The 18,740-nt window shown below is 70.7% G+C and carries 16 protein-coding genes and 4 tRNA genes; 11 read left to right on the plus strand and 9 right to left on the minus strand.

Translation table 11 applies throughout. The annotated features are described in order from the left end of the window. Positions 1–188: hypothetical protein (locus QM582_RS04075; RefSeq protein WP_415081993.1), on the plus strand; the 188-nt coding region annotated here is incomplete at its 5' end. Further along, positions 185–850: a TetR/AcrR family transcriptional regulator gene (locus QM582_RS04080; protein ID WP_415081994.1), complete on the plus strand. Its 666-nt coding sequence runs from the start codon at positions 185–187 to the stop codon at positions 848–850. The genes QM582_RS04075 and QM582_RS04080, both read left to right, overlap by 4 nt. A gap of 52 nt (positions 851–902) precedes the next feature. On the opposite strand, the gene QM582_RS04085 is transcribed toward QM582_RS04080, so the two are convergent. The 3 genes from QM582_RS04085 to QM582_RS04095 all read right to left on the minus strand — a co-directional run bounded on the left by QM582_RS04085 (position 903) and on the right by QM582_RS04095 (position 1,161). Further along, positions 903–978: transfer RNA gene (locus QM582_RS04085), tRNA-Val, on the minus strand. A 1-nt stretch (position 979) separates the two neighbouring features. Further along, positions 980–1,050 (minus strand) — tRNA-Cys (locus QM582_RS04090). 38 nt (positions 1,051–1,088) lie between these two features. After that, positions 1,089–1,161: transfer RNA gene (locus QM582_RS04095), tRNA-Gly, on the minus strand. Between the two features lie 145 nt (positions 1,162–1,306). Between QM582_RS04095 and QM582_RS04100 the strand changes: the two genes are divergently transcribed. Then, positions 1,307–1,378 (plus strand) — tRNA-Val (locus tag QM582_RS04100). Between the two features lie 261 nt (positions 1,379–1,639). Here QM582_RS04100 and QM582_RS04105 read toward each other — a convergent pair. Then, on the minus strand, positions 1,640–2,410 hold the full coding sequence (locus QM582_RS04105; RefSeq protein WP_415081996.1) for an IclR family transcriptional regulator: 771 nt from the start codon (positions 2,408–2,410) through the stop codon (positions 1,640–1,642). A gap of 270 nt (positions 2,411–2,680) precedes the next feature. Between QM582_RS04105 and QM582_RS04110 the strand changes: the two genes are divergently transcribed. Beyond that, complete coding sequence (locus QM582_RS04110; protein WP_415081997.1) at positions 2,681–4,363, plus strand: hypothetical protein; 1,683 nt, start codon at positions 2,681–2,683, stop codon at positions 4,361–4,363. 434 nt (positions 4,364–4,797) lie between these two features. Further along, positions 4,798–5,562, plus strand: coding sequence for a sirohydrochlorin chelatase (locus tag QM582_RS04115; protein WP_415082105.1), 765 nt, complete (start codon positions 4,798–4,800; stop codon positions 5,560–5,562). 165 nt (positions 5,563–5,727) lie between these two features. On the opposite strand, the gene QM582_RS04120 is transcribed toward QM582_RS04115, so the two are convergent. Together QM582_RS04120 and QM582_RS04125 are read right to left on the minus strand one after the other, a co-directional pair. Next, the gene (locus tag QM582_RS04120; RefSeq protein WP_415081998.1) at positions 5,728–6,624 is read right to left on the minus strand and encodes a PPK2 family polyphosphate kinase; all 897 of its coding nucleotides are present in this window, start codon (positions 6,622–6,624) and stop codon (positions 5,728–5,730) included. A gap of 253 nt (positions 6,625–6,877) precedes the next feature. After that, positions 6,878–7,954 (minus strand): ATP-dependent DNA ligase, encoded by a 1,077-nt coding sequence (locus QM582_RS04125; protein ID WP_415082000.1) that lies wholly within the window; start codon positions 7,952–7,954, stop codon positions 6,878–6,880. A gap of 100 nt (positions 7,955–8,054) precedes the next feature. Between QM582_RS04125 and QM582_RS04130 the strand changes: the two genes are divergently transcribed. Beyond that, on the plus strand, positions 8,055–8,672 hold the full coding sequence (locus tag QM582_RS04130; protein ID WP_415082002.1) for a cysteine hydrolase family protein: 618 nt from the start codon (positions 8,055–8,057) through the stop codon (positions 8,670–8,672). 42 nt (positions 8,673–8,714) lie between these two features. Here the strand turns inward: QM582_RS04130 and QM582_RS04135 are convergent, their stop codons facing one another. Further along, complete coding sequence (locus QM582_RS04135; RefSeq protein WP_415082004.1) at positions 8,715–9,797, minus strand: DNA polymerase domain-containing protein; 1,083 nt, start codon at positions 9,795–9,797, stop codon at positions 8,715–8,717. A gap of 201 nt (positions 9,798–9,998) precedes the next feature. Between QM582_RS04135 and msrB the strand changes: the two genes are divergently transcribed. The 5 genes from msrB to QM582_RS04160 all read left to right on the plus strand — a co-directional run bounded on the left by msrB (position 9,999) and on the right by QM582_RS04160 (position 15,958). Then, positions 9,999–10,412 (plus strand): peptide-methionine (R)-S-oxide reductase MsrB, encoded by a 414-nt coding sequence (gene msrB / locus QM582_RS04140; protein WP_415082006.1) that lies wholly within the window; start codon positions 9,999–10,001, stop codon positions 10,410–10,412. 62 nt (positions 10,413–10,474) lie between these two features. Beyond that, positions 10,475–11,065 (plus strand): DUF3000 domain-containing protein, encoded by a 591-nt coding sequence (locus QM582_RS04145; protein ID WP_415082008.1) that lies wholly within the window; start codon positions 10,475–10,477, stop codon positions 11,063–11,065. Further along, entirely contained in the window at positions 11,062–12,333 is a 1,272-nt protein-coding gene (locus QM582_RS04150; RefSeq protein ID WP_415082010.1) for an HRDC domain-containing protein, read from the plus strand. The genes QM582_RS04145 and QM582_RS04150 overlap by 4 nt, the downstream gene beginning before the upstream one ends. Positions 12,334–12,584: 251 nt before the next feature. Next, positions 12,585–14,258 carry a PQQ-binding-like beta-propeller repeat protein gene (locus tag QM582_RS04155; protein WP_415082012.1) on the plus strand — a complete coding sequence of 558 codons (1,674 nt, stop codon included), beginning with the start codon at positions 12,585–12,587 and terminating at the stop codon, positions 14,256–14,258. Continuing rightward, a complete protein-coding gene (locus tag QM582_RS04160) occupies positions 14,258–15,958 on the plus strand; it encodes a hypothetical protein (RefSeq protein WP_415082013.1) in 1,701 nt (566 codons plus the stop codon). The genes QM582_RS04155 and QM582_RS04160 overlap by 1 nt, the downstream gene beginning before the upstream one ends. Before the next feature lie 105 nt (positions 15,959–16,063). Here QM582_RS04160 and dxs read toward each other — a convergent pair whose 3' ends face one another. Then, a complete protein-coding gene (dxs, locus tag QM582_RS04165) occupies positions 16,064–18,001 on the minus strand; it encodes a 1-deoxy-D-xylulose-5-phosphate synthase (RefSeq protein ID WP_415082015.1) in 1,938 nt (645 codons plus the stop codon). A gap of 267 nt (positions 18,002–18,268) precedes the next feature. Then, positions 18,269–18,685, minus strand: coding sequence for a hypothetical protein (locus tag QM582_RS04170; protein WP_415082017.1), 417 nt, complete (start codon positions 18,683–18,685; stop codon positions 18,269–18,271). Between the last annotated feature and the right edge of the window lie 55 nt (positions 18,686–18,740).

The raw sequence follows: 18,740 nt of genomic DNA on the forward strand, positions 1-18,740 counted from the left end.
CTCGTGCCGGCGCGGCGCCGCTGGCGGTCCGACTGCTCGGTGGCGCCGCCGCGGCGGCCACGGCTGCCGCGGTCTGCGCACCGCTGTTCGCGCTCAGTTGGCCCGGCGCGGTGGTGGCCGCGCTGTGCGGATCCTTCGCTGCCCGCTGGGTGGCCTGGGGGTCGGACCGCGGGGTGCTCGACCGGTGACGGCGTCCGAGACCCGGGAACGGCTGCTGAGGGCCACCATCGACCTACTGGCCGGGCCGGGCATCGGCGGCGTGTCGGCGCGCGCGGTGGCGTCGGCGTCCGGGGTCAATCAGGCGCTGGTGTTCTACCACTTCACCTCGGTGCCGCTGCTGGTCCGGGAGTCGGCCCGGCACAGCACCCGGCTGGCCGTGCAGCGCTATCGCCCCGCCCTCGCGCAGGCGTCCTCGCTGACCGCGCTGCTGGCGGTCGGACGCCGGCTGCACGCCGAAGAGTCGGCTCGCGGGGCCGTCCGGGTGATGGCGCAACTGCTGGCCGCCGGCCAGTCCGATCCCGAGCACGCGGAGACCGCGCGGGAATGCCTGGAACTGTGGTTCGCCGAGGTCGCCCGGGCCGTTCGGAGGCTGCTGACCGACTCCCCCGTCCGGGATCTGGTGGACGTGGACGCCCTGGCCCGGGCGATCGGCGCCGCCTTCATCGGCCTGGAACTGTACGAGGGCGTGGACCCGGCCGGGGCCGAGGCCGCCCTGGACAGCCTGGCCGGCGTCGGCGTCCTGATCGAGGTGCTGGACGGGCTCAACGCGCTGGAGCGCACCCTGCTGCAGAAGCGGATCACCCAGCTCCGTGGTCGTGGCACGCCTGGTGCGACGTCCAGACGGCCATAGCACCCCGGAAACGGCAAACACCCGACATCGGCCGATGTCGGGTGTTCCTGCGTGGTGGGCGGTACCAGACTTGAACTGATGACCTCTTCCGTGTCAGGGAAGCGCGCTACCAACTGCGCCAACCGCCCGAGGTGGAGACGGGATTTGAACCCGTGTACACGGATTTGCAGTCCGTTGCCTCGCCTCTCGGCCACTCCACCGGTGAGAACCGGCCTCGGCAGGTACGAGACCAACTCCGAGCGGACGACGGGATTCGAACCCGCGACCCTCACCTTGGCAAGGTGATGCTCTACCAACTGAGCCACGTCCGCGTGCGTTCCGGACCCTCTCGGGCTCCCCGGTGCGGATGCAACCTTAACAACCTTGACTCGCGGTCGGCAAACCGAGGCTCCTGCTGGACGGTTGCGGCGCTCGACGTGCGAACCACCGCCCGGATCCGCTATCGTTGTCAGCCGCGGGCGATTGGCGCAGTGGTAGCGCGCTTCGTTCACACCGAAGAGGTCACTGGTTCGAACCCAGTATCGCCCACCGCGAAGAACACCTAGTGAGAGCCCGGTTCCTGCAATGGAGCCGGGCTCCTGTGGTTCTTCTTGGGGTGTACCGCCGCGCCGGCCGGCGATGCCTCGGCGATCCCCGCCCGCTGGCGTCATCACGCCTGGCGAGCGGCGTCCGGTCGGCTGCCTCGCAGGCCGGCGAGGGCCTGATAACAAGACGCCTGGTGACCGAGGAGAACGCGGCGAGGCGCCGATCCGGGCGTCGCGTAGCGGGTGAAGGTTGGTGGCCGGGGCATTAGATCAGGGTCTCGCCGATGCGGTCCGCCCGGCACCGCAGTTCGTGCGCCAGCCCGGGCGTGCGCTCGTCGTCCATCCGGCTCTGCGGGATCGCCAACGCCAGCGAGGCGACCACCCGGCGGGTCTTGTCCAGGATCGGGACCGCGATTCCGCACACCTCGTCGGTGGACTCGCCGCGATTGACCGCGTAGCCCTGTTTTCGGATTCGGCCGATTTCGGCGGCCAGTGTCTCCCGGTCGACGGTCGTGGCCGAGGTCAGTCGCGGCAGTCCGCGCGGGAACAGCGAATCCAGTTGCTCCGGCGGCAGGGCGGCCAGCAGCGCCTTGCCGCCGGCGGTCGCATGCGCCGGATACAACGCACCGATCGCGGTGGCCACACGCACCGGACGACTCCCCTCCACGCCGTCGATAATGCGGGTGTTCGAGCCTTCCGGAATGAACATATGAACGGTCTCGCCGGTGGTCGCGCTGAGCGCCTCCATATGCTCCCGGGCCTTCTTTCGGACGTCGATGTCCCCCACCGCCGCGATGCCCACCGTGATGAGCTCGCGGCCCGCTCGGTAGCCGTTCCCGAGGTGGTCGCGCTGCACGAATCCTTCGCTTTCCAGGGTCGCCAGCAGGCGATGCACCGTCGACCTGCCCAGATTCAACTCCTCCCCGATCGCCGGGGCTTTCACGGTGGGCCGGGTCTTGAGCATCCGGAGGATCCGCAGTGCGTTGCGGACCGATTGCAGCAACTGATCGTCCGGACGACGCGAGGTCGCGCTCATGGCCGGACTCTACCGACGCGCGGCCGGACGTGCGGCGTCCCCAACAGCCTTCCACCGACGATCCCCCGGACCTGGACGCATCCCGCACCGCCGCCGGGCGAACCGCTGACCGGCATCGAACGACCCGCATGGCGGGACATGAGCGATACCGCTTCCCAGCATGCCGACGCCGCCCCTAGCTTCGCGACGTCCCCACACGGCAACCCGCCCCGTCCCCGCATCGGCTCAGCGGGTGGCCGGCTGACCCCGACACACCGGGAAGGAAAAGCAATGAAGCTATCCATCGGCCGTCGAACGCTCACGGCCCTGGCGGTCGCCTCGATGGCGGCCACCCTCGCGTCCGCAGACATCGGACAGGCAGTGGGCCGCGATACCGCGGCCAACCCGTCGAAGACGACACCGACCCCGACCGCCGCCATGGCGGGCGCCCGCTATCTCGACCCGACGGTGGCCGTCGCGACGAATTGCACCGGAAAGGTGGGATTCCCGTCCAATAAGGAGCTTCCCGGACTGCTGGTCCCGGACGAGATGCTGGGCAGCGTCTGCCTGCCGTTCGCCCAGCTCTCGCCGGCGCCGGCGGGGTACCAGGGCGACTATCGGGTGAAGGAATTCAGCTTCGCCAAGGCGGAAGAGGCATTGGCCGCGTGCAAGGCCGGGAGCAGCTGCGCCGCCGTCGAGACCGCGAAATCCTATGTCGGCTCCCAGTTCCGCAATACCGGAACGGTGAGCAAAGAGGGCGCAATCGACCCGCTGGCCGAGAAGGTGGACCTGACGGCGATTCGCCGGCCGTCCTTCTTCGGCCGAGCGCCCTACAAGGAGTCGATCGCCAAGGCCGATTCGCGCACCTACATCTTCGAGATGTCCGCACCCGCCGACCTGTACGACCAGCTCAACCGAGGCGCCGGGCCGACCACCAAGCTGCGCGGCTGGTACTTGAAGGGCAGCGGCGTGGCCAAGGCCGGCAGCCATCGGCGCACCCGGGCTCTGGTCATCTACATGGGCGGACGGACGATCGAGACCACCGCCATCCAGCACCCGGACGACGGCGTCTACGCGGTGGACGCCGACGGCAAATTCGTCGATCAGGTGTACCCGAACGCGACCACGGAGAAATGGGGCAGCCGAGGCTGGCGCCAGTACCTGTACAGCCTGAACCAGGCCGGGTTCGACGTGCTGACCTTCGACAAGCGGGGTCACGGCATCTCCGGCGGCCTGACCGCCGACAACGTCCTCAACCAGGGCCTCGACATGCTCCGGGCGATCGACACCATCGGCACCGGCAAGGGCCTGCGGGTCGCCACCCCGTCGGGGCGCACCCTCAGCGGCGCGAAGGCCGCTGACGCGCTCCTCGGACGTCGCTCCCGCGCCTACACGATGCCGATCCTGCTGGGCGGGTCGAGCCAGGGCGGCTACGCCACCCAGACCGCGATGAACGCCAACTTCAACCGGTGGTGCTCCTACGACACCCCCGGCAAGCCCTGCCACAAGGCCGTCGGCCACAAGAACATCAAGGGCGCGATCCTGCTGGCCAATCTGTGGGGCCATCCGTACATCGAACAGACCGATCTGGCCCTGGTGGGGGCCAATGCCGAGATCAACCACTTCTGGTGGCGCCCCACCTCCGAACCGCTGGGCAACATCGGCTCCTGGCCGGCGGTGTTCTTCGGCAAGGGGATCTGGGACGAGAACGGACAGACCGCCGGCGCCTTCGACGCCTACCTCCGGGCTCGACCGGGCCACAAGGAGATCGTCTACGTGCGGGGTCCGCACTCCGAGGTGATGCAGGGCGCCGAGAACATGGCCTACATGCAGCAGAAGGTCGCCCAGTTCGCGGTGCGCACGGTCACCGGACGTAAGCCGCTGCAGAAGCCGTTCGCGACACTGACCGACGCGCTGGCCGCCAGCCCGGCGATCTGGGAGGTGAGCACCCAACCGGCCTTCCCGAAGAAGTAGCCATCCTGCCGGCCGTCGGGCGAGTTCGCTGCTCGCCCGGCGGCCGCCGGCGTCCCCATCCCCGGTCCGGCCGATCCGCTGGGCCGATCCCGCTGGTCGATCCCGCTCGACCCTGACCGCTGCGCCGACCCCGCTCGACCGATCCCGCTCGGCCGTGACCGCTGAGCAGGGCCGAGCGCCGCGGTCCCGGTTGACCACCCCGTCCACACAGTGAGATTCTCAGGGTGTACTCAGCGAAGTCGCGCCCCCGAGGCCCTTCGATCGGCCCGATTCCCGGGATTTGGGATTGATGTCTCACATGTTGAGCAACCGATTTGCATCTGGTACAAGCTCCGAGAGATGTTGGTGCTACGAAAAAGCGCCGGCAATGGAGCCGCAGGACATGTGAGCAAGAGAGGCACATCATGACCGCTCCAGCCTTGGTGATGGTGGGAATGGGCAGCACCGATGCCCGAGTGGCCCAAGTCGCGCACTCCTTGAGACAGGGTCTCCAGGGCATGCGTCCCGGGCTCTCGGTGCACTGCGCCTTCCTCGAACATTGCTCCCCCTCGACCACGCAGGTGGTGTCGCAGCTGATCAAGCAGGGCATCACCGAGGTGGTGTTGGTGCCGCTCCAACTCACCCACGCGATCGATGCCGACGAACGGGTGATCGGCCAGTCGGTGAAGCTGCGCAGCCTGTTCCCCGATCTGCGGGTGAGCGTGTCGCGTCCGGTCGGCCCCGAGGTCAGCCTGTTGACCGTCCTCGATCAGCGGCTGCGTTCCTCGCTGTCGGCCCAGCGCGTCCTCGAATTGGACGGCCTGGTGCTGTCCGCGGCCCGTAGCGGCGACGTCCGGGGCAATGCTCTGCTGGCCCGCCGGGCCCGGCAATGGTCGACGCACCATCGGCTGCCCTGCCTCACCGCGGTCGCGGACGGCTCCGGCCCTTCCGTGTCCCAGGCGATCCAGGGGCTGCGCGCCCAGGGCCGCCGGCACATCGCGGTCGGTTCGTTCTTCCTGACCGCAACCGAGCTGTTCCACGCTCAGGCCGAACTGGCCGAGCACTGTGGCGCCGTCTCGGTGAGCGAGCCGCTGGGCTCGGCGCACGAGGTGATGGACCTGATCCTGGCCCGCTACGCGTTCGCCGCCATGGACCTGCTCGACTTCGGCTTCGAGGAGATCGAGGACGAGGCGCCCGCCCGACACCTCACCATCGCCTGAGCCAGGCACCCGCACCAACCGCACCGGAGGGCGTCCGCCCGCATCAATCGCTCGCCTAACTATTTGCCGCTCGCTGAGTTCAGCGAGCGGCAAATAGTTAGGCGAGCGCTGGTTTGCTGGGCTGGTTACCGGGCGTCCGTTACCGGGCGATTCCGGACCCGCGGTTCAGGACTCAGCCACCCGAGTCTGCTCGTCCGCGACATCGAAGGTCGCCTCCGGCCAGCCGATGTCGAGCCCGACCAGATGCTCGCGGAGCAGTTGGGCGACCGCCCAATTCCGGTACCACTTGCGGTCGGACGGGATCACGAACCACGGTGCATGCTCGGTGTTGCAGCGTTCCAGGGCGTCCGCGTAGGCCTGCTGGTAGGCGGGCCACTTGGCCCGGGCATCCACGTCCTTCGGGTTGTACTTCCAGTACTTCTCCGGGCTCGCCAGCCGATCGGCCAGGCGCTGCTTCTGCTCCTCGAACGAGACGTGCAGGAAGCACTTGATCACCGTCGTTCCCGATTCGACGACCTTGCGCTCGAAGGCGTTGATCTCGTCGTAGCGGCCGCTCCACTCACTGACCGGCACCAGCTGATCGACCCGCACCACCAGCACGTCCTCGTACTGCGACCGGTCGAAGATGCCGATCATCCCCGGGCGCGGCAAGGCCCGCCGGATCCGCCACAGGTAGTGGTGGCTGAGCTCCTCCTTGGTGGGCGCCTTGAACGAGGTCAGCTGGATGCCCTGCGGATCGACCATGCCCATGGCGTGCCGGATCACCCCACCCTTGCCCGAGGTGTCCATGCCCTGCAGCAGCACCAGCACGCTCGGCGCCTGCTCCGGCTCGGAACGACCATTGGCGTAGAGGCGTTCCTGCAGGTCGGAGAGCTCGGGCGCCAGCGCCTCGGTCAGCGCCGGGGCGTCGTCCTTGCCAACGCCCGGATAGCCGTGCGTCGCCGCCGGATCGAGCGCCGCCATGTCGACCGGTCCGGACGGCAGCCGAAGCAGCCTGCTGAGCGGCTCGGTGGGCTGAGACGGCGTCCCCTCGCTGGTCTTCGACTTCTTCTTGGCTGCCATCCACGTAGTCTGACGCACCGCCAGGCGTCACACCAGCGTCCCGGGTCTCCCACCTGGCTGGGCCCGCGGCATGGTGGTGGGACGGAGGGGACGGTTCCTTTCGTCCCATTCGTAGCACCAGTGGGACGAAAGGAACCGTCCCCAGCGTCTCACTGGTAGTACCAGTGGGACGAAAAGAACCGTCGCCAGCGTCCCGCCGCGTACCGCGGGATACCGCCAGAAGTCGCGGCATGCTCGATCACCGGCGGCTCGGCTATTCGGACGCCCCCGGGGTGGTCAGGATGTCGGCCAGGTCGTACTTCACCGGCTCCTCCAGCTGGGTGTAGGTGCAGGATCGCGGATCCCGGTCGGGACGCCAGCGGTTGAACTGGGCGGTGTGCCGGAACCGGACGCCCTCCATGTGCTCGTAGCGCACCTCGACGACCAGTTCGGGACGCAGCGGCACGAAGGACAGGTCCTTGCCGTTGTTCCACCGGCTGTACTGCGAGTTCCGCGGGGTGCGGGCGCCCTCCTGCTGCCGGGCCCAGGCCCACGGATGGTCGTCGAAGGTGGTCACCAGCGGCTGCAGCTCGGCGAACAACTCGCGGCGACGGGCCAGCGGGAACGCCCCGATCACACCGACGGAGGCCAGTTCGCCGGCGTCGTTGTACAGGCCGAGCAGCAGCGAGCCGACGGCGTCGTCGCCGCTGGCGTGCAGCCGGTAGCCGGCGACCACACAATCGGCGGTGCGCTGATGTTTGATCTTGAACATGGTCCGTTTGTCGGGCTGATAGCCGCCGTCCAGCGATTTGGCCACCACTCCGTCCAGACCGGCGCCCTCGAACTGGGCGAACCACTCCTGGGCCAGCGCCGGATCGTGGGTGACCGGGGTCAGGTGGATCGGCGGGCGCGCCGTCGACAGCGCCTGCTCCAGCGCGGCACGCCGCTCCCGCAGCGGCCGCTCGGTGTAGTCTTCGTCGCCCAGCGCCAGCAGGTCGAAAGCGACGAAGCTGGCCGGTGTCTGCTCCGCGAGCAGCTTCACCCGGCTGGCCGCCGGATGGATCCGTTGCTGCAGCGCGTCGAACTCCAGCCGGTCGCCGATCACCACCACGATCTCGCCGTCGATCACGCAGCGTTCCGGCAGATTCGCCTTCACCGCCTCGACCACCTCGGGGAAGTACCGGGTCATCGGACGCTCGTTGCGGGATCCGATCTCCACCTCGTCCCCGTCCCGGAAGATGATCGACCGGAACCCGTCCCATTTGGGCTCGTAGCACAGCTCCCCGGCGGGGATCTGCGGGACGGACTTGGCCAGCATCGGCTTCACCGGCGGCATCACGGGCAGCTGCATGGCAGCCATTGTGCGGCCGATCGCCGGCAAACGGTGCGCACGGCGTCCGGCAGTGCTTCGATTGGCCCCAGCAGGCTCATCAACTCGACGAGGAGGAACGATGTCCGACGACACCCTGAAGCTCGACCCGGCGACCACGGCCGTGGTGCTGATCGAGTACCAGAACGAGTTCACCAGCGAGGGCGGGGTGCTGCACGAGGCGGTGGCCGGCGTGATGGAGTCCACCTCGATGCTGGCCAACACCAAGGCCTTCGTGGACGCCGCCCGGGCCGCCGGCGTGACGATCATGCACGCGCCGATCACCTTCGCACCCGGCTACGCCGAACTGACCCGGCACCCCTACGGCATCCTGGCCGGCGTGGTCGGCGGCAACGCCTTCGTGAAGGGCAGCTGGGGCGCCGCCATCGTCGACGACCTGGCCCCGGCCGAGGGCGACATCCTCATCGAGGGCAAGCGCGGGCTGGACACCTTCGCCAGCACCAATCTGGACTTCATCCTGCGCAGCAAGGGCATCGACACCGTGATCCTGGGCGGTTTCCTGACCAACTGCTGCGTCGAGTCCACCATGCGCAGCGCCTACGAGAACGGGTATCGGGTGATCACCCTGACCGACTGCGTGGCAGCCACCTCCGAGGAGGAGCACGCCAACGCGATCCGCTACGACTACCCGATGTTCAGTCACCCGCTGCCCTCCACCGAGGTCGCCAAGGCGCTCTGAACCATCCGGCAGCCGGGGCCGAACCATCCGGCAGCCGGGTCGCTACTTCTCGACCCGGTTGCCGTCGGCGTCCCAGTGCGCCGCGACCTTCTTGGACGGCTGCACCCGCGGCGGCTCGCCGGGCATCTTCGGATAGTCGGGCGGGAAGTTCAACTCGCCGCCGGGCAGCGTCCGCCACAGATGCAGCAGCGGCTCGAGGGGGAACACCTCGGCGTCCATCTCGGCCCACGGATCGCCGTGCGCCAGGTAGTCGGGGACGGTGATCAGGTTGAAGTCGCGCGGATCCTTCACCTCGGCCAGCTGCGCCCAGGTCATCGGGGTGCTGACCGGCGCGCCCGGCCGGGCCCGCAGGCTCCAGGCACCGGCGATGGTGCGGTCGCGGTTGTTCTGGTTGAAGTCGATGAAGATCCGCTCGCCGCGTTCCTCCTTCCACCACGCGGTGGTGACGCCGGCGTCGCGGCGCTCCAGCTCCCGACCGAAGCCGATGGCGGCGTGCCGGACGTCCTCGAAGCTGTACTCGGGCCGGATCCGCAGGTAGATGTGGATGCCGCGGTTGCCGGACGTCTTCGGGTAGCCGCGCAGCCCGAGCTCCTCCAGCAGCTCCTTGGCGACGGCCGCCACCCGCTGGGCGTCGGCGAAGCCGGTGCCCGGCTGCGGATCCAGGTCGAGCCGCAGCTCGTCGGGATGGTCGACGTCCGGACGCCGGACCGGCCAGGGGTGGAAGGTGAGCGTGCCCATCTGCGCCGCCCAGACGAACGCCGCCGGCTCGGACGGGCACAACTCGTCGGCGGGACGTCCGCTGGGGAAGGTGATCCGAACACTCTGGACGTAGTCCGGGACGCCCCGCGGCAGCCGCTTCTGGTAGAAGCCGTCGGCGTCCCGGTCCTGCGGGCCGGTGGCCAGCCGCATGCCTTCGCGCCAGCCGTCCGGCCAGCGTTCCATCGCCGTCGGACGCTCCCCCATCGACCGCATCAGCGCGTCGCCGACCCGCGCGTAGTACGCGCACACGGCCAGCTTGCTGATCTCCGGCGTCCGTTCGGTGGCGGCGTAGACCACCCGGTCGGGGCTGGTGACGCGCACCTCACGTCCGGCTGCTTCAACGATCGCGGCGGGGCTACTGGCCATGGGCACAGGCTAGTGGGCGGTTCTGACAGCACCCGGACTCGGTGCGGGGACAGACCCTGCGGATCGCCCCACACATCCGGTGCGCGAGTACGGTGCGCAGGGACAGACCCACGGGCAGTTTCGCGCACGGCGGACGGCCTCTCCTGGGGGCGCGCAGTCGGCAGCACTAGGCTGGACAGCCGATCATCCGAAGGAGCCGCCATGGAACTCGATCCGAAGCAGTTCCGGACGCCGGAGCAGTGGCGCGCCATGCTCTCCCCCGCGGAGTACCACGTGCTGCGCGAGGCCGGCACCGAGCGTCCGTTCACCGGCGAGTACACCGACACCACCACGCCCGGCACTTACCGCTGCCGCGGCTGCGGCGCGAAGCTGTTCACCAGCGACACCAAATTCGAGTCGCACTGCGGCTGGCCATCGTTCTTCGCCCCCGAGCTGGACAGCGTCCGCTACATCGAAGACCGCTCACTGTGGCGGGTCCGCACCGAGGTGCGCTGCGCCACCTGCGACTCCCACCTGGGCCATGTGTTCACCGGCGAGGGCTACGACACGCCGACCGACAAGCGCTACTGCATCAACTCGATCTGCCTGACGCTGGAGCCCGAACAGCCGGCGTGATCGTGGCCCCCGCCCGGCGAGTCACCCGGGCGTGGGCAGTCCCCGCGGCTAGATTCAGTGCCGTGGGAGGTGCGCGAAAGACCATGGTGAGCGGTCCCGGGTTGTTCGACGACGCGGTGGCTGCGCTGCAAGCCATGCACTGGCGTCCCGAGTTGGTCATCGAGGAGATCCCAGCGCCGCAGCGGATCGCTCCGCACGCCGTCGCCGTGGCCGCCGAAGTGGTCTCCGGCGGCGAAGACCTGGGCAACGGCCGGCTGGTGCTGCTGCACGATCCGGCCGGCAACCCGTCCTGGGACGGCGACTTCCGCTGCGTCACCTACGCCCGCGCCGAAGTGGACGCCGAAATGGTCGCCGACCCGCTGCTCACCGAGGTCGGCTGGTCGTGGCTGACCGACGCACTGGACCGCTACGGCGCCGACTACACCGCACCGAGCGGCACCGTGACCGCGGTGTCGTCGCGGGCGTTCGGAGCCATGGAGGCCGATCCGCCGCGCGCCGAGATCGAGATCCGGGCCTCCTGGACGCCGCTGGTGGCCTCCGCCGACGACGTCACCCGCCACCTGATGAGCTGGTCGGAACTACTGTGCACCACCGCCGGACTGCCACCGCTGCCCGAGGGTGTGGTGGTGATGTCGGCACGGCGGCGCCGGTGAGCGAACAGCCTGAGGACGACGCCGTCCTCGCCAACGAGACGGTGCCGCTGGACGCGCCGGCCGACGGGGTGCCGGAGGTCGTCCGCACCCCCGAAGGACTCGCCGCCGCCACCGCCGCCCTGGCCGCCGGCAGCGGTCCGGTCGCGATCGACACCGAACGCGCCCAGGGCTTCCGCTATTCGGCGCGCGCCTACCTGATCCAGCTGCGCCGCGAGGGCGCCGGCACCGTCCTGCTCGACCCGATCCCGTTCATGTCCGGCGACGATCCGGCCGACTTCTCCGAACTGGCCGACGCATTGGCGGACGCCGAATGGGTGCTGCACGCCGCCACCCAGGACCTGCCCTGCCTGGCCGAGGTGAAGCTGCTGCCCCGCCGGCTGTTCGACACCGAGCTGGCCGCCCGACTGCTGGGCATGCCCCGGGTCGCGCTGGGCACCCTGATCGAGGAGGCGTTCGGCCTCACCCTGCGCAAGGAGCATTCCGCCGCGGACTGGTCACGGCGTCCGCTGCCCGACGAATGGCTGAACTACGCCGCCCTCGACGTGGAGAAGCTGGTCGAGCTGCGGGACTGGCTGGAGGTCCGGCTACAGGCCGCCGGCAAGGAGGAATGGGCGGCGCAGGAGTTCGCCCACCTGGTCGACCGGGCCACCGTCGCGGCACCGGTCCGGACCGATCCGTGGCGCCGCACCTCCGGGCTGCATGCCGTCCGGACGCCGCGGGCGCTGGCCGTCGTCCGGGAGCTGTGGCAGGTCCGCGACCAGCTCGCCTCCGGGATGGACCGGGCACCGGGCAAGGTGCTGCCCGACCGGGCGATCACCACACTGGCCGCCCGGGCCAATTCGGCCGAGGTGAAGCGGCTCGGCCCGTCCGACCTGGCCGCCGTGCCGGAGTTCGCCTGGCGGTTCCCGTCCCGCTACCGGGCCCGCTGGCTGGCCGCCCTCGACCGGGTGGCCGCGCTCACCCGGGCCCAACTGCCGGCCCGGCAACTGAGCCCGGACGGCCCGCCGCCGCCGCGCACCTGGGAGTCGCGCAACCCCGAGGCCGCCGCCCGCTGGGACGCCGTCCGACCCGCGGTGGTGGAACGCGCCGAGCAGCTGGAGTTGCCGGTGGAGAACCTGATCAGCCCGGACGCCCTGCGCCGGCTGCTCTGGCAGCCGCCGGATCCGCTCACCGCCGAGGCCGTCGACGCCGCGCTCGCCGCCGAGCTGGTCCGGCCCTGGCAGCGGGAGCAGCTGGTGTCGCTGATCGTGCAGCGGCTGGCCGGCTGAGCGGCGTCCACACCGTCGCAACGGCGATACGCCGGGCGGGATGACCCGACCGGGGCCGGTCCGCTGCCTATAGTGAGCGAATGTCCGACCCGGGTCATCTGCCGCACGGAGCGTTCGGGTCCGCCGGTCCGACCCGGCCGCAGGCCGCTCCGGCTGCGCCCCCGCCGCTCGCTCCCCCGCCGTACCCAGCCGGCCCACAGACCCCGCCGCCTCCCCGCCGACCACGGCCCGTCCTGGCCACGACCCTGGTGGTGGCCGTGGTGCTGGGCATCGTGGTGGCCGCGGCGAACCTGGGGCGTCCGGTCTCCGCCCGGGACGCCTCGGCCGCGATGTCCTACCTGCCGGCCTCCGACGACCGGGTCGTGCTGCAGAACTCCGACGGCACCGACACCGTCGCCGAGTACTACAGCACCTTCGGCGCGCAGGTCTGGCAGAGCGGCCCGGTCGCGTTCGGCTACGGCACCGACTACGACGAGCTGACCGCGAAGAGCTGGGTGCGCATCGCGGAGTTCACCGCCGGCGCCGACGGAAAGGTGCGGGCCCGGCGCAGCCGGCTGCTGGCCGCCGAGCCGACCGGTCTGAACCTGCGCGCGGACGTCTCGGACAACGACTTCGTGGCCTTCGAGCCGGGGCTGCCGGTGCTGCCGGCCGGCGTCCGGGACGGTCAGCGCTGGACCGCCGCGGGCACCGCCACGCTGGGCAGCGGAAACACCGCCTCCGGCCGGAAGCCCTACGCCGCGACGATGTCGGCGCGTGCCCTGAACGACGGCTGTGTGGCGATCGGCACCGAGCTCACCGTGGGCGACGACGCCACCCCGGCCCGCACGTCCGAGACCTGGTGCCCGGGACGGGGCATCGTCGGCACCGAACAGAGCGGCCGGACCGCCGCGGCGGTGCCCCGGGCGCCCCGCTGGCAGTCGCTGGGCCGGGTGCTTCCGTACGCCCCACCCGACCTGAGCGGGGGGTGGAATTTCGTCCGCAAGGACCTCAAGGTGCCGCCACTGGCGCTGTACGCCACCGTCCGTCCAGTGCTGCTGCCCGGGCCGGTGGTGGTCTACGTGAACAGCCCCGGCGGTGACCTGGTCGCCCGCGGCTGGTCGGATCCGGCGACCGCGCCGCGCTGGAACGCGCACCCGGGCGGCCAGATCACCTCGGTCGAAGCGATCGGCCGGGTCGTCGTGGCGGTCACCACGCAGCGCCGGGTGGTCGCCTATGGCGACCAGGGCGAGTTCCTCTGGCAGGCCGCGCTGGGCGACGCCAGCGCGGTGCCGATCGCCCGGTTCGCCGGGCTGGCCGTGGTGGCCGGCCTGGACGGTGTCGTCACCGCCTACCAGGCGGAGACCGGCGCGATCGCCTGGACGGCCCAGACCCCGACCGAGATCCGGCGTCCGATGGTCACCGACGGCGGCACCCTGACCGTGCTCGATCAGGCCGGCAACCTGCTCACCCTCGGCCCGGACGGCGTCCCGCTGCACGAGTTCAGCACCGATCCGCCGGAGCTGTTCGCCGTCGCCGACGGGGTCGCGGTGGTGGCCAGCCGCGGCGACAACTACCTCCGCGGCTACCGGCTCACCGACGGCGAGCAGCTCTGGCGGATCCAGCAACCGGGCGGCCGGAGGTCGATGCATGCCTTCGGAACGACGGTGGCGCTGGGCACGACGGATTCGCTGATCGGGCTGCGGGCCGCCGACGGCGTCCGGTCCTGGAGCGCCCCGCTGAACGCGGTGCAGGTCGCGGTGCAGGGCGACCGGCTGCTGGTCGCGGACCGGACCACCCTGCACCTGCTGGACGGCGCCGGCACCGAGCTGGCCCGCTACGTCACCCAGGAGCAGGATCTGTCCTTCGGCGCCGGCACCTTCCTGGTCGCCGGGGCCGGCGAGCTGTTCTGCTTCTTCGGCCCGTCCGCCTACCGCCGGGAGACCTGATGAGGACGCTCACCGCCGCCGTCAACGTCGTCCGGGACGTGGTGTGGCTGACCATCGTCCAGCCGGTGCGGGAGGGTCGTCCGCGCACCGCCGGCTGGCCGGTCGGGCTGCGTCCGATCATGATCAGCGCGCTGACCCTGTACGCGCTGCTCGCCCTCGCCGTGGTGTTCGCCGGACCGCTGCGGAACGCCGAGACCCTGATCGTGACCCCGCTGGGCCGGACCATTCCGGACGTCGGCGCCTGGCTGTGCATCGCCGGCGTCCTGCTGGCGCTGGTGCTGCTGCAGACCGCCGCGCTGCATCTGCCCTGGTGGGTGAAGCTGTACTCGCTGGCCAGTGTGTCGGTGATCATGGCCTACTTCGCCATCGGCGGGGCGACCGACCCGCTGCTGGCGGTCTGGCCGTTGATCGGCCTGCTGGCGCTGGTGGTGCTGACCGTGGTGCGCTGGCAGTCCGAGTTCGCCTGGTGGGAGTTCGTGTTCGTCGCCGTGGCGCTCGCCGGGACGCTGTTCGTCCCGCTGCGCGGCAACGCCGCCACCCGGGGCCTGAACATGGACTGGCGCGGCTACTCGGCCGAGGGCGCCCTGCAGACGCTCAGCGTCCTGGCCGTCCCGTCCCTGCTGGTGGCCGGCGCGGCACTGGCCCAGATCGCGGTGACCGCGTCGTTCGCGGGAGTGGCGGCGGTCACCCGGGAACTCCCCCGGCGTCCGCTCCAGGTCACCGCGCTGCTGTTGTTGTGCGGGGCGGTGGCGGAGCTGGTGCGGTCCTTCGGCGACCCGGAGAACGCGGCGCCCGGCTGGATCGGCTCGGCGCTGGCCCTGGCGGCGATCGCGGCCCTGCACCTGATCGTGATGGCGGCCGCTGGGCGAGCACCGGCCTGGTCGGATCTGGACGAGGACTCCACCCCGGTGAACTACCTGGTCGCCCTGGGTACGATCGCCGTGCTGCTGTTCCAGCCGGCCGCCTCCATTCTGCGCGAGGTGGCCCGGGTGACCGGGGCGCAGTGGCTGTTCACCAGCACGGACGCCTTTCTGAGTGTCACCGGCTCCGATCTGACGATGATCGCCACCCGGTTGCTGGTCTGCCTGATCGGGCTCTGCATCACCGTCCCGCTGGCCCGGCGCGGCCGACCCTGGGCGGCGATGTTCCTGAGCTCACTGAGCGTGCTGAGCCTGTTCCAGCTGCTCCGCAACCGAGGGTTCGAGGACTGGGCGAGCAATACCGTGCCGCAGATGTCCGGGCTGCTGCTGATCGCGCTGCTGCTGGCCGCGGCGGTGCAACTGATCGGACGCCGGCTCACCGCGATCCGGATGGCCGCCTTGGCGTCCGGGATCCTGCTCTGCCTGATCTACCCGCACCGGGCCATCCTGGACGACCCGATCAGCGCCCTGCTCGGCTTCAGCGGCATCGGCGCGGTGCTGTTCGGCCTGATCTGGCGGATCCTCACCGAGGGTGACATCACCCACGAAGGGACGCGACGCTGGCCGGTTCCGGCCCGGGTGCTGCTGTTCTGCGCCAGTGCCCTGCTGGGCGTCACCTCGGCCGCCTTCGTCACCCTGACCCGGAGCAGCGGCGACACCCTCGACGTCACCGTCTTCGCCGACAGCGGCGACTATCTGCTCGGCACCCCGCTGTTCCTCACCGCGGTGGTCGGCTGCCTGGCGATCGCGGTGGCGCCGGCCCGGCGTCCGATCGGCTGACGAGATCGGTAGCCGATGACCCGATCCGTGACCACTTTCGCGCTATAGCCCGACAGTGGTCACCGACGGTCAAAGTGGGCACCGATGGCGTCCGCGCGCCGGATGTCAGGCCGGACGGTCGGACGCCGGGTGTCCCGCGATCTCGCCCTCGCCGGCCAGCACGGCCTCGGTGGCGAACCGGGCGATCTGCTGCGCGGTGAGCCCGAGGTCGGCCAGGATGCCGGAGCGGGTGCCCTGGTCGATGAACTGCTGCGGGATGCCGAACTCCCGGACGTTGGCGGAGACCCCGGCCAGCCGGCATTCCTGCGCCAACCGGGAGCCCAGACCGCCGGCCAGGCCGCCGTCCTCGATGGTGACCACCAGGTCGTGCGCGCCGGCCAGCGCGATCAGGTCGGCGGAGACCGGCAGCGCCCAGACCGGATCGACGACCTGAGCCCCGATGCCGTGCTGGGCCAGCCGCTGGCCGACCTCGACCGCGACGCCGGCGAACTGTCCCCAGCCGACCACCAGCACCCGCGGATCGCCCTGCTCGAACAGCACGTCGAGGCTGCCCTCGGTACGGACGGCGGGCAGCGGCGCCGGCAGCGGATCCTTGGAGAACCGGATCACGCTGGGCGCGTCGTCGATGCCGATCGCCGTTTCCAGGGCCTCCTGCAGCCGCCGCTCGTCGCGCGGGGCGGCCAGGTGCAGCCCGGGCACCAGGCCCATCAGGGACAGGTCCCACATGCCGTGATGGCTGGGTCCGTCGGCTCCGGTGATGCCGGCGCGGTCGAGGACGAAGGTGACCCCCTCGCCGTGCAGCGCGACGTCCATCAGCACCTGGTCGAAGGCCCGGTTCAGGAAGGTGGCGTACAGCGCCACCACCGGGTGCAGCCCGGCCCGGGCCAGGCCGGCCGCCGAGGTGACCGCGTGCTGTTCGGCGATGCCGACATCGAAGGTGCGGTGCGGGAAGTGCCGGGCGAACCGGGTCAGTCCGGTCGGGTGCAGCATGGCGGCGGTGATCGCCACCACCGAGTCGTCGGTGGCGCCGATCCGGGCCAGGTGATCGCCGAAGGCCTCCGTCCAGGTGCGGGGGGTGCTGCTGGCCAGCGGCGCCCCGGTCACCTCGTCGATCGGGCCGACGGCGTGGAACCGGTCCTCTTCGTTCGCCTCGGCGGCGGGGAAGCCGCGTCCCTTCTCAGTGATGCAATGCACCAGCACCGGGCCGCCGCTGAACCGCCGGGCCTGTTCCAGGGCGTGCTCCAGCGCGTCCAGGTCATGGCCGTCGATCGGCCCCAGGTATTTGATGCCCAGGTCGGAGTACATGCCCTGGGGCGCCAGCACGTCCTTCACCCCGGCCTTGAAGCCGTGCATCAGGCCGTAGGTGGGCCCGCCCACCACCGGCGTCCGGTTCACCCAGCGCTTGATCGCGGCCAGGGTGCGCTCGTAGCGCCGGTCGGTGCGGATCACCGACAGCTGCTGCCCGATCCCGCGCAGCCGGGCGGCCAGGCCGCCGATCGTCGGGTTGTAGGAGCGGCCGTTGTCGTTCACCACGATCACCAGTCGCAGTTCGGGCTGGACGGCCAGGTTGTTCAGCGCCTCCCAGGTCATCCCGCCGGTCAGCGCGCCGTCGCCCACCACGGCGACCACGGTGCGCTCCTCCTCGCGCAGCGCGAAACCCTTGGCCAGCCCCTCCGCCCAGGACAGCGACACCGAGGCGTGCGAGCTCTCCACCCAGTCATGCTCGGACTCGGCCCGGCTCGGGTAGCCGGACAGGCCGCCGGGCTGGCGCAGGGTGTCGAAGCGGTCCTGCCGTCCGGTGAGGATCTTGTGCACGTAGCTCTGGTGACCGGTGTCGAAGATGATCGGGTCGCGCGGCGAGTCGAAGACCCGGTGCAGCGCGATGGTCAGTTCCACCGCACCCAGGTTCGGGCCCAGATGCCCGCCGGTGCGCGACACCCGGGCGACCAGGAAGGACCGGATCTCCTCCGCCAGACTCTCCAGCTCCGTGGGGGTGAGCTCGCGGAGGTCGGCGGGGCAGGTGATCCGGTGGAGCAACGGCATGGCGAGCAGTCTACGTCCGAGAGCTTGCCGGACGCCGGTGCGGCGCCCTAGGGCCGGTTAAGGAAGTCCGGTCCGGCTCACGGGGTTCCGCATCCCGACCGGCCGCGTTCTCGTCAGTTGCCATACGACCCGGGCATGACGCCCTCCTCGGCCTTGCCGGACCGGGCGCGGACACCCCGCTCACCGATCGAACCCGACTTCCGCAACATGCCCTGAGCCCAGCTGTCGCCCCGAAGCCACCTTTCGGCACGGCACGATCGCCCGGCCTCACAACTTGGGGACGAACCGCCTGCCTCGCAGCGCCTCTTCGACCATCGCCACCTCGCGGCGCAGCCGCGCCAGCGCGGCCTGCTGACTGGACCACACCTCGACCGCGCCGGCGACCACCTCGGGAGCGACCCGGTCGGCGAGGCTGACCCGCACCCCGGCCAGCCCTTCCCGACTGGCCCGCTCCTGCGCTTCGACGAAGACCGCCGCGAACCTGGCCAGCACCACCGGGTGCCGGCGCAGCAGCCGGTACCGTCGATAGTCGGCCGGACAGCAGTCCAGCAGGAACTCGGCGGCGGTGAGTTCCCAGTCGGGCGCCCCGGGGGGACGCACCCGATCCGGCCAGCCGGGCGGGGCGTAGCCGATCGGCTCCGGAGGCTCGACCCTCGGCCAGGGGTGTTCCGTTCGGGCTGCCATCGCCCCTCCTCATGATCGAACATATGTTCTATTCTAGAGTGTGCGACGCGCGCCG

It is taken from the genome of Micropruina sp. (assembly GCF_047607385.1).
Taxonomy (GTDB): Bacteria; Actinomycetota; Actinomycetes; order Propionibacteriales; family Propionibacteriaceae; genus Micropruina.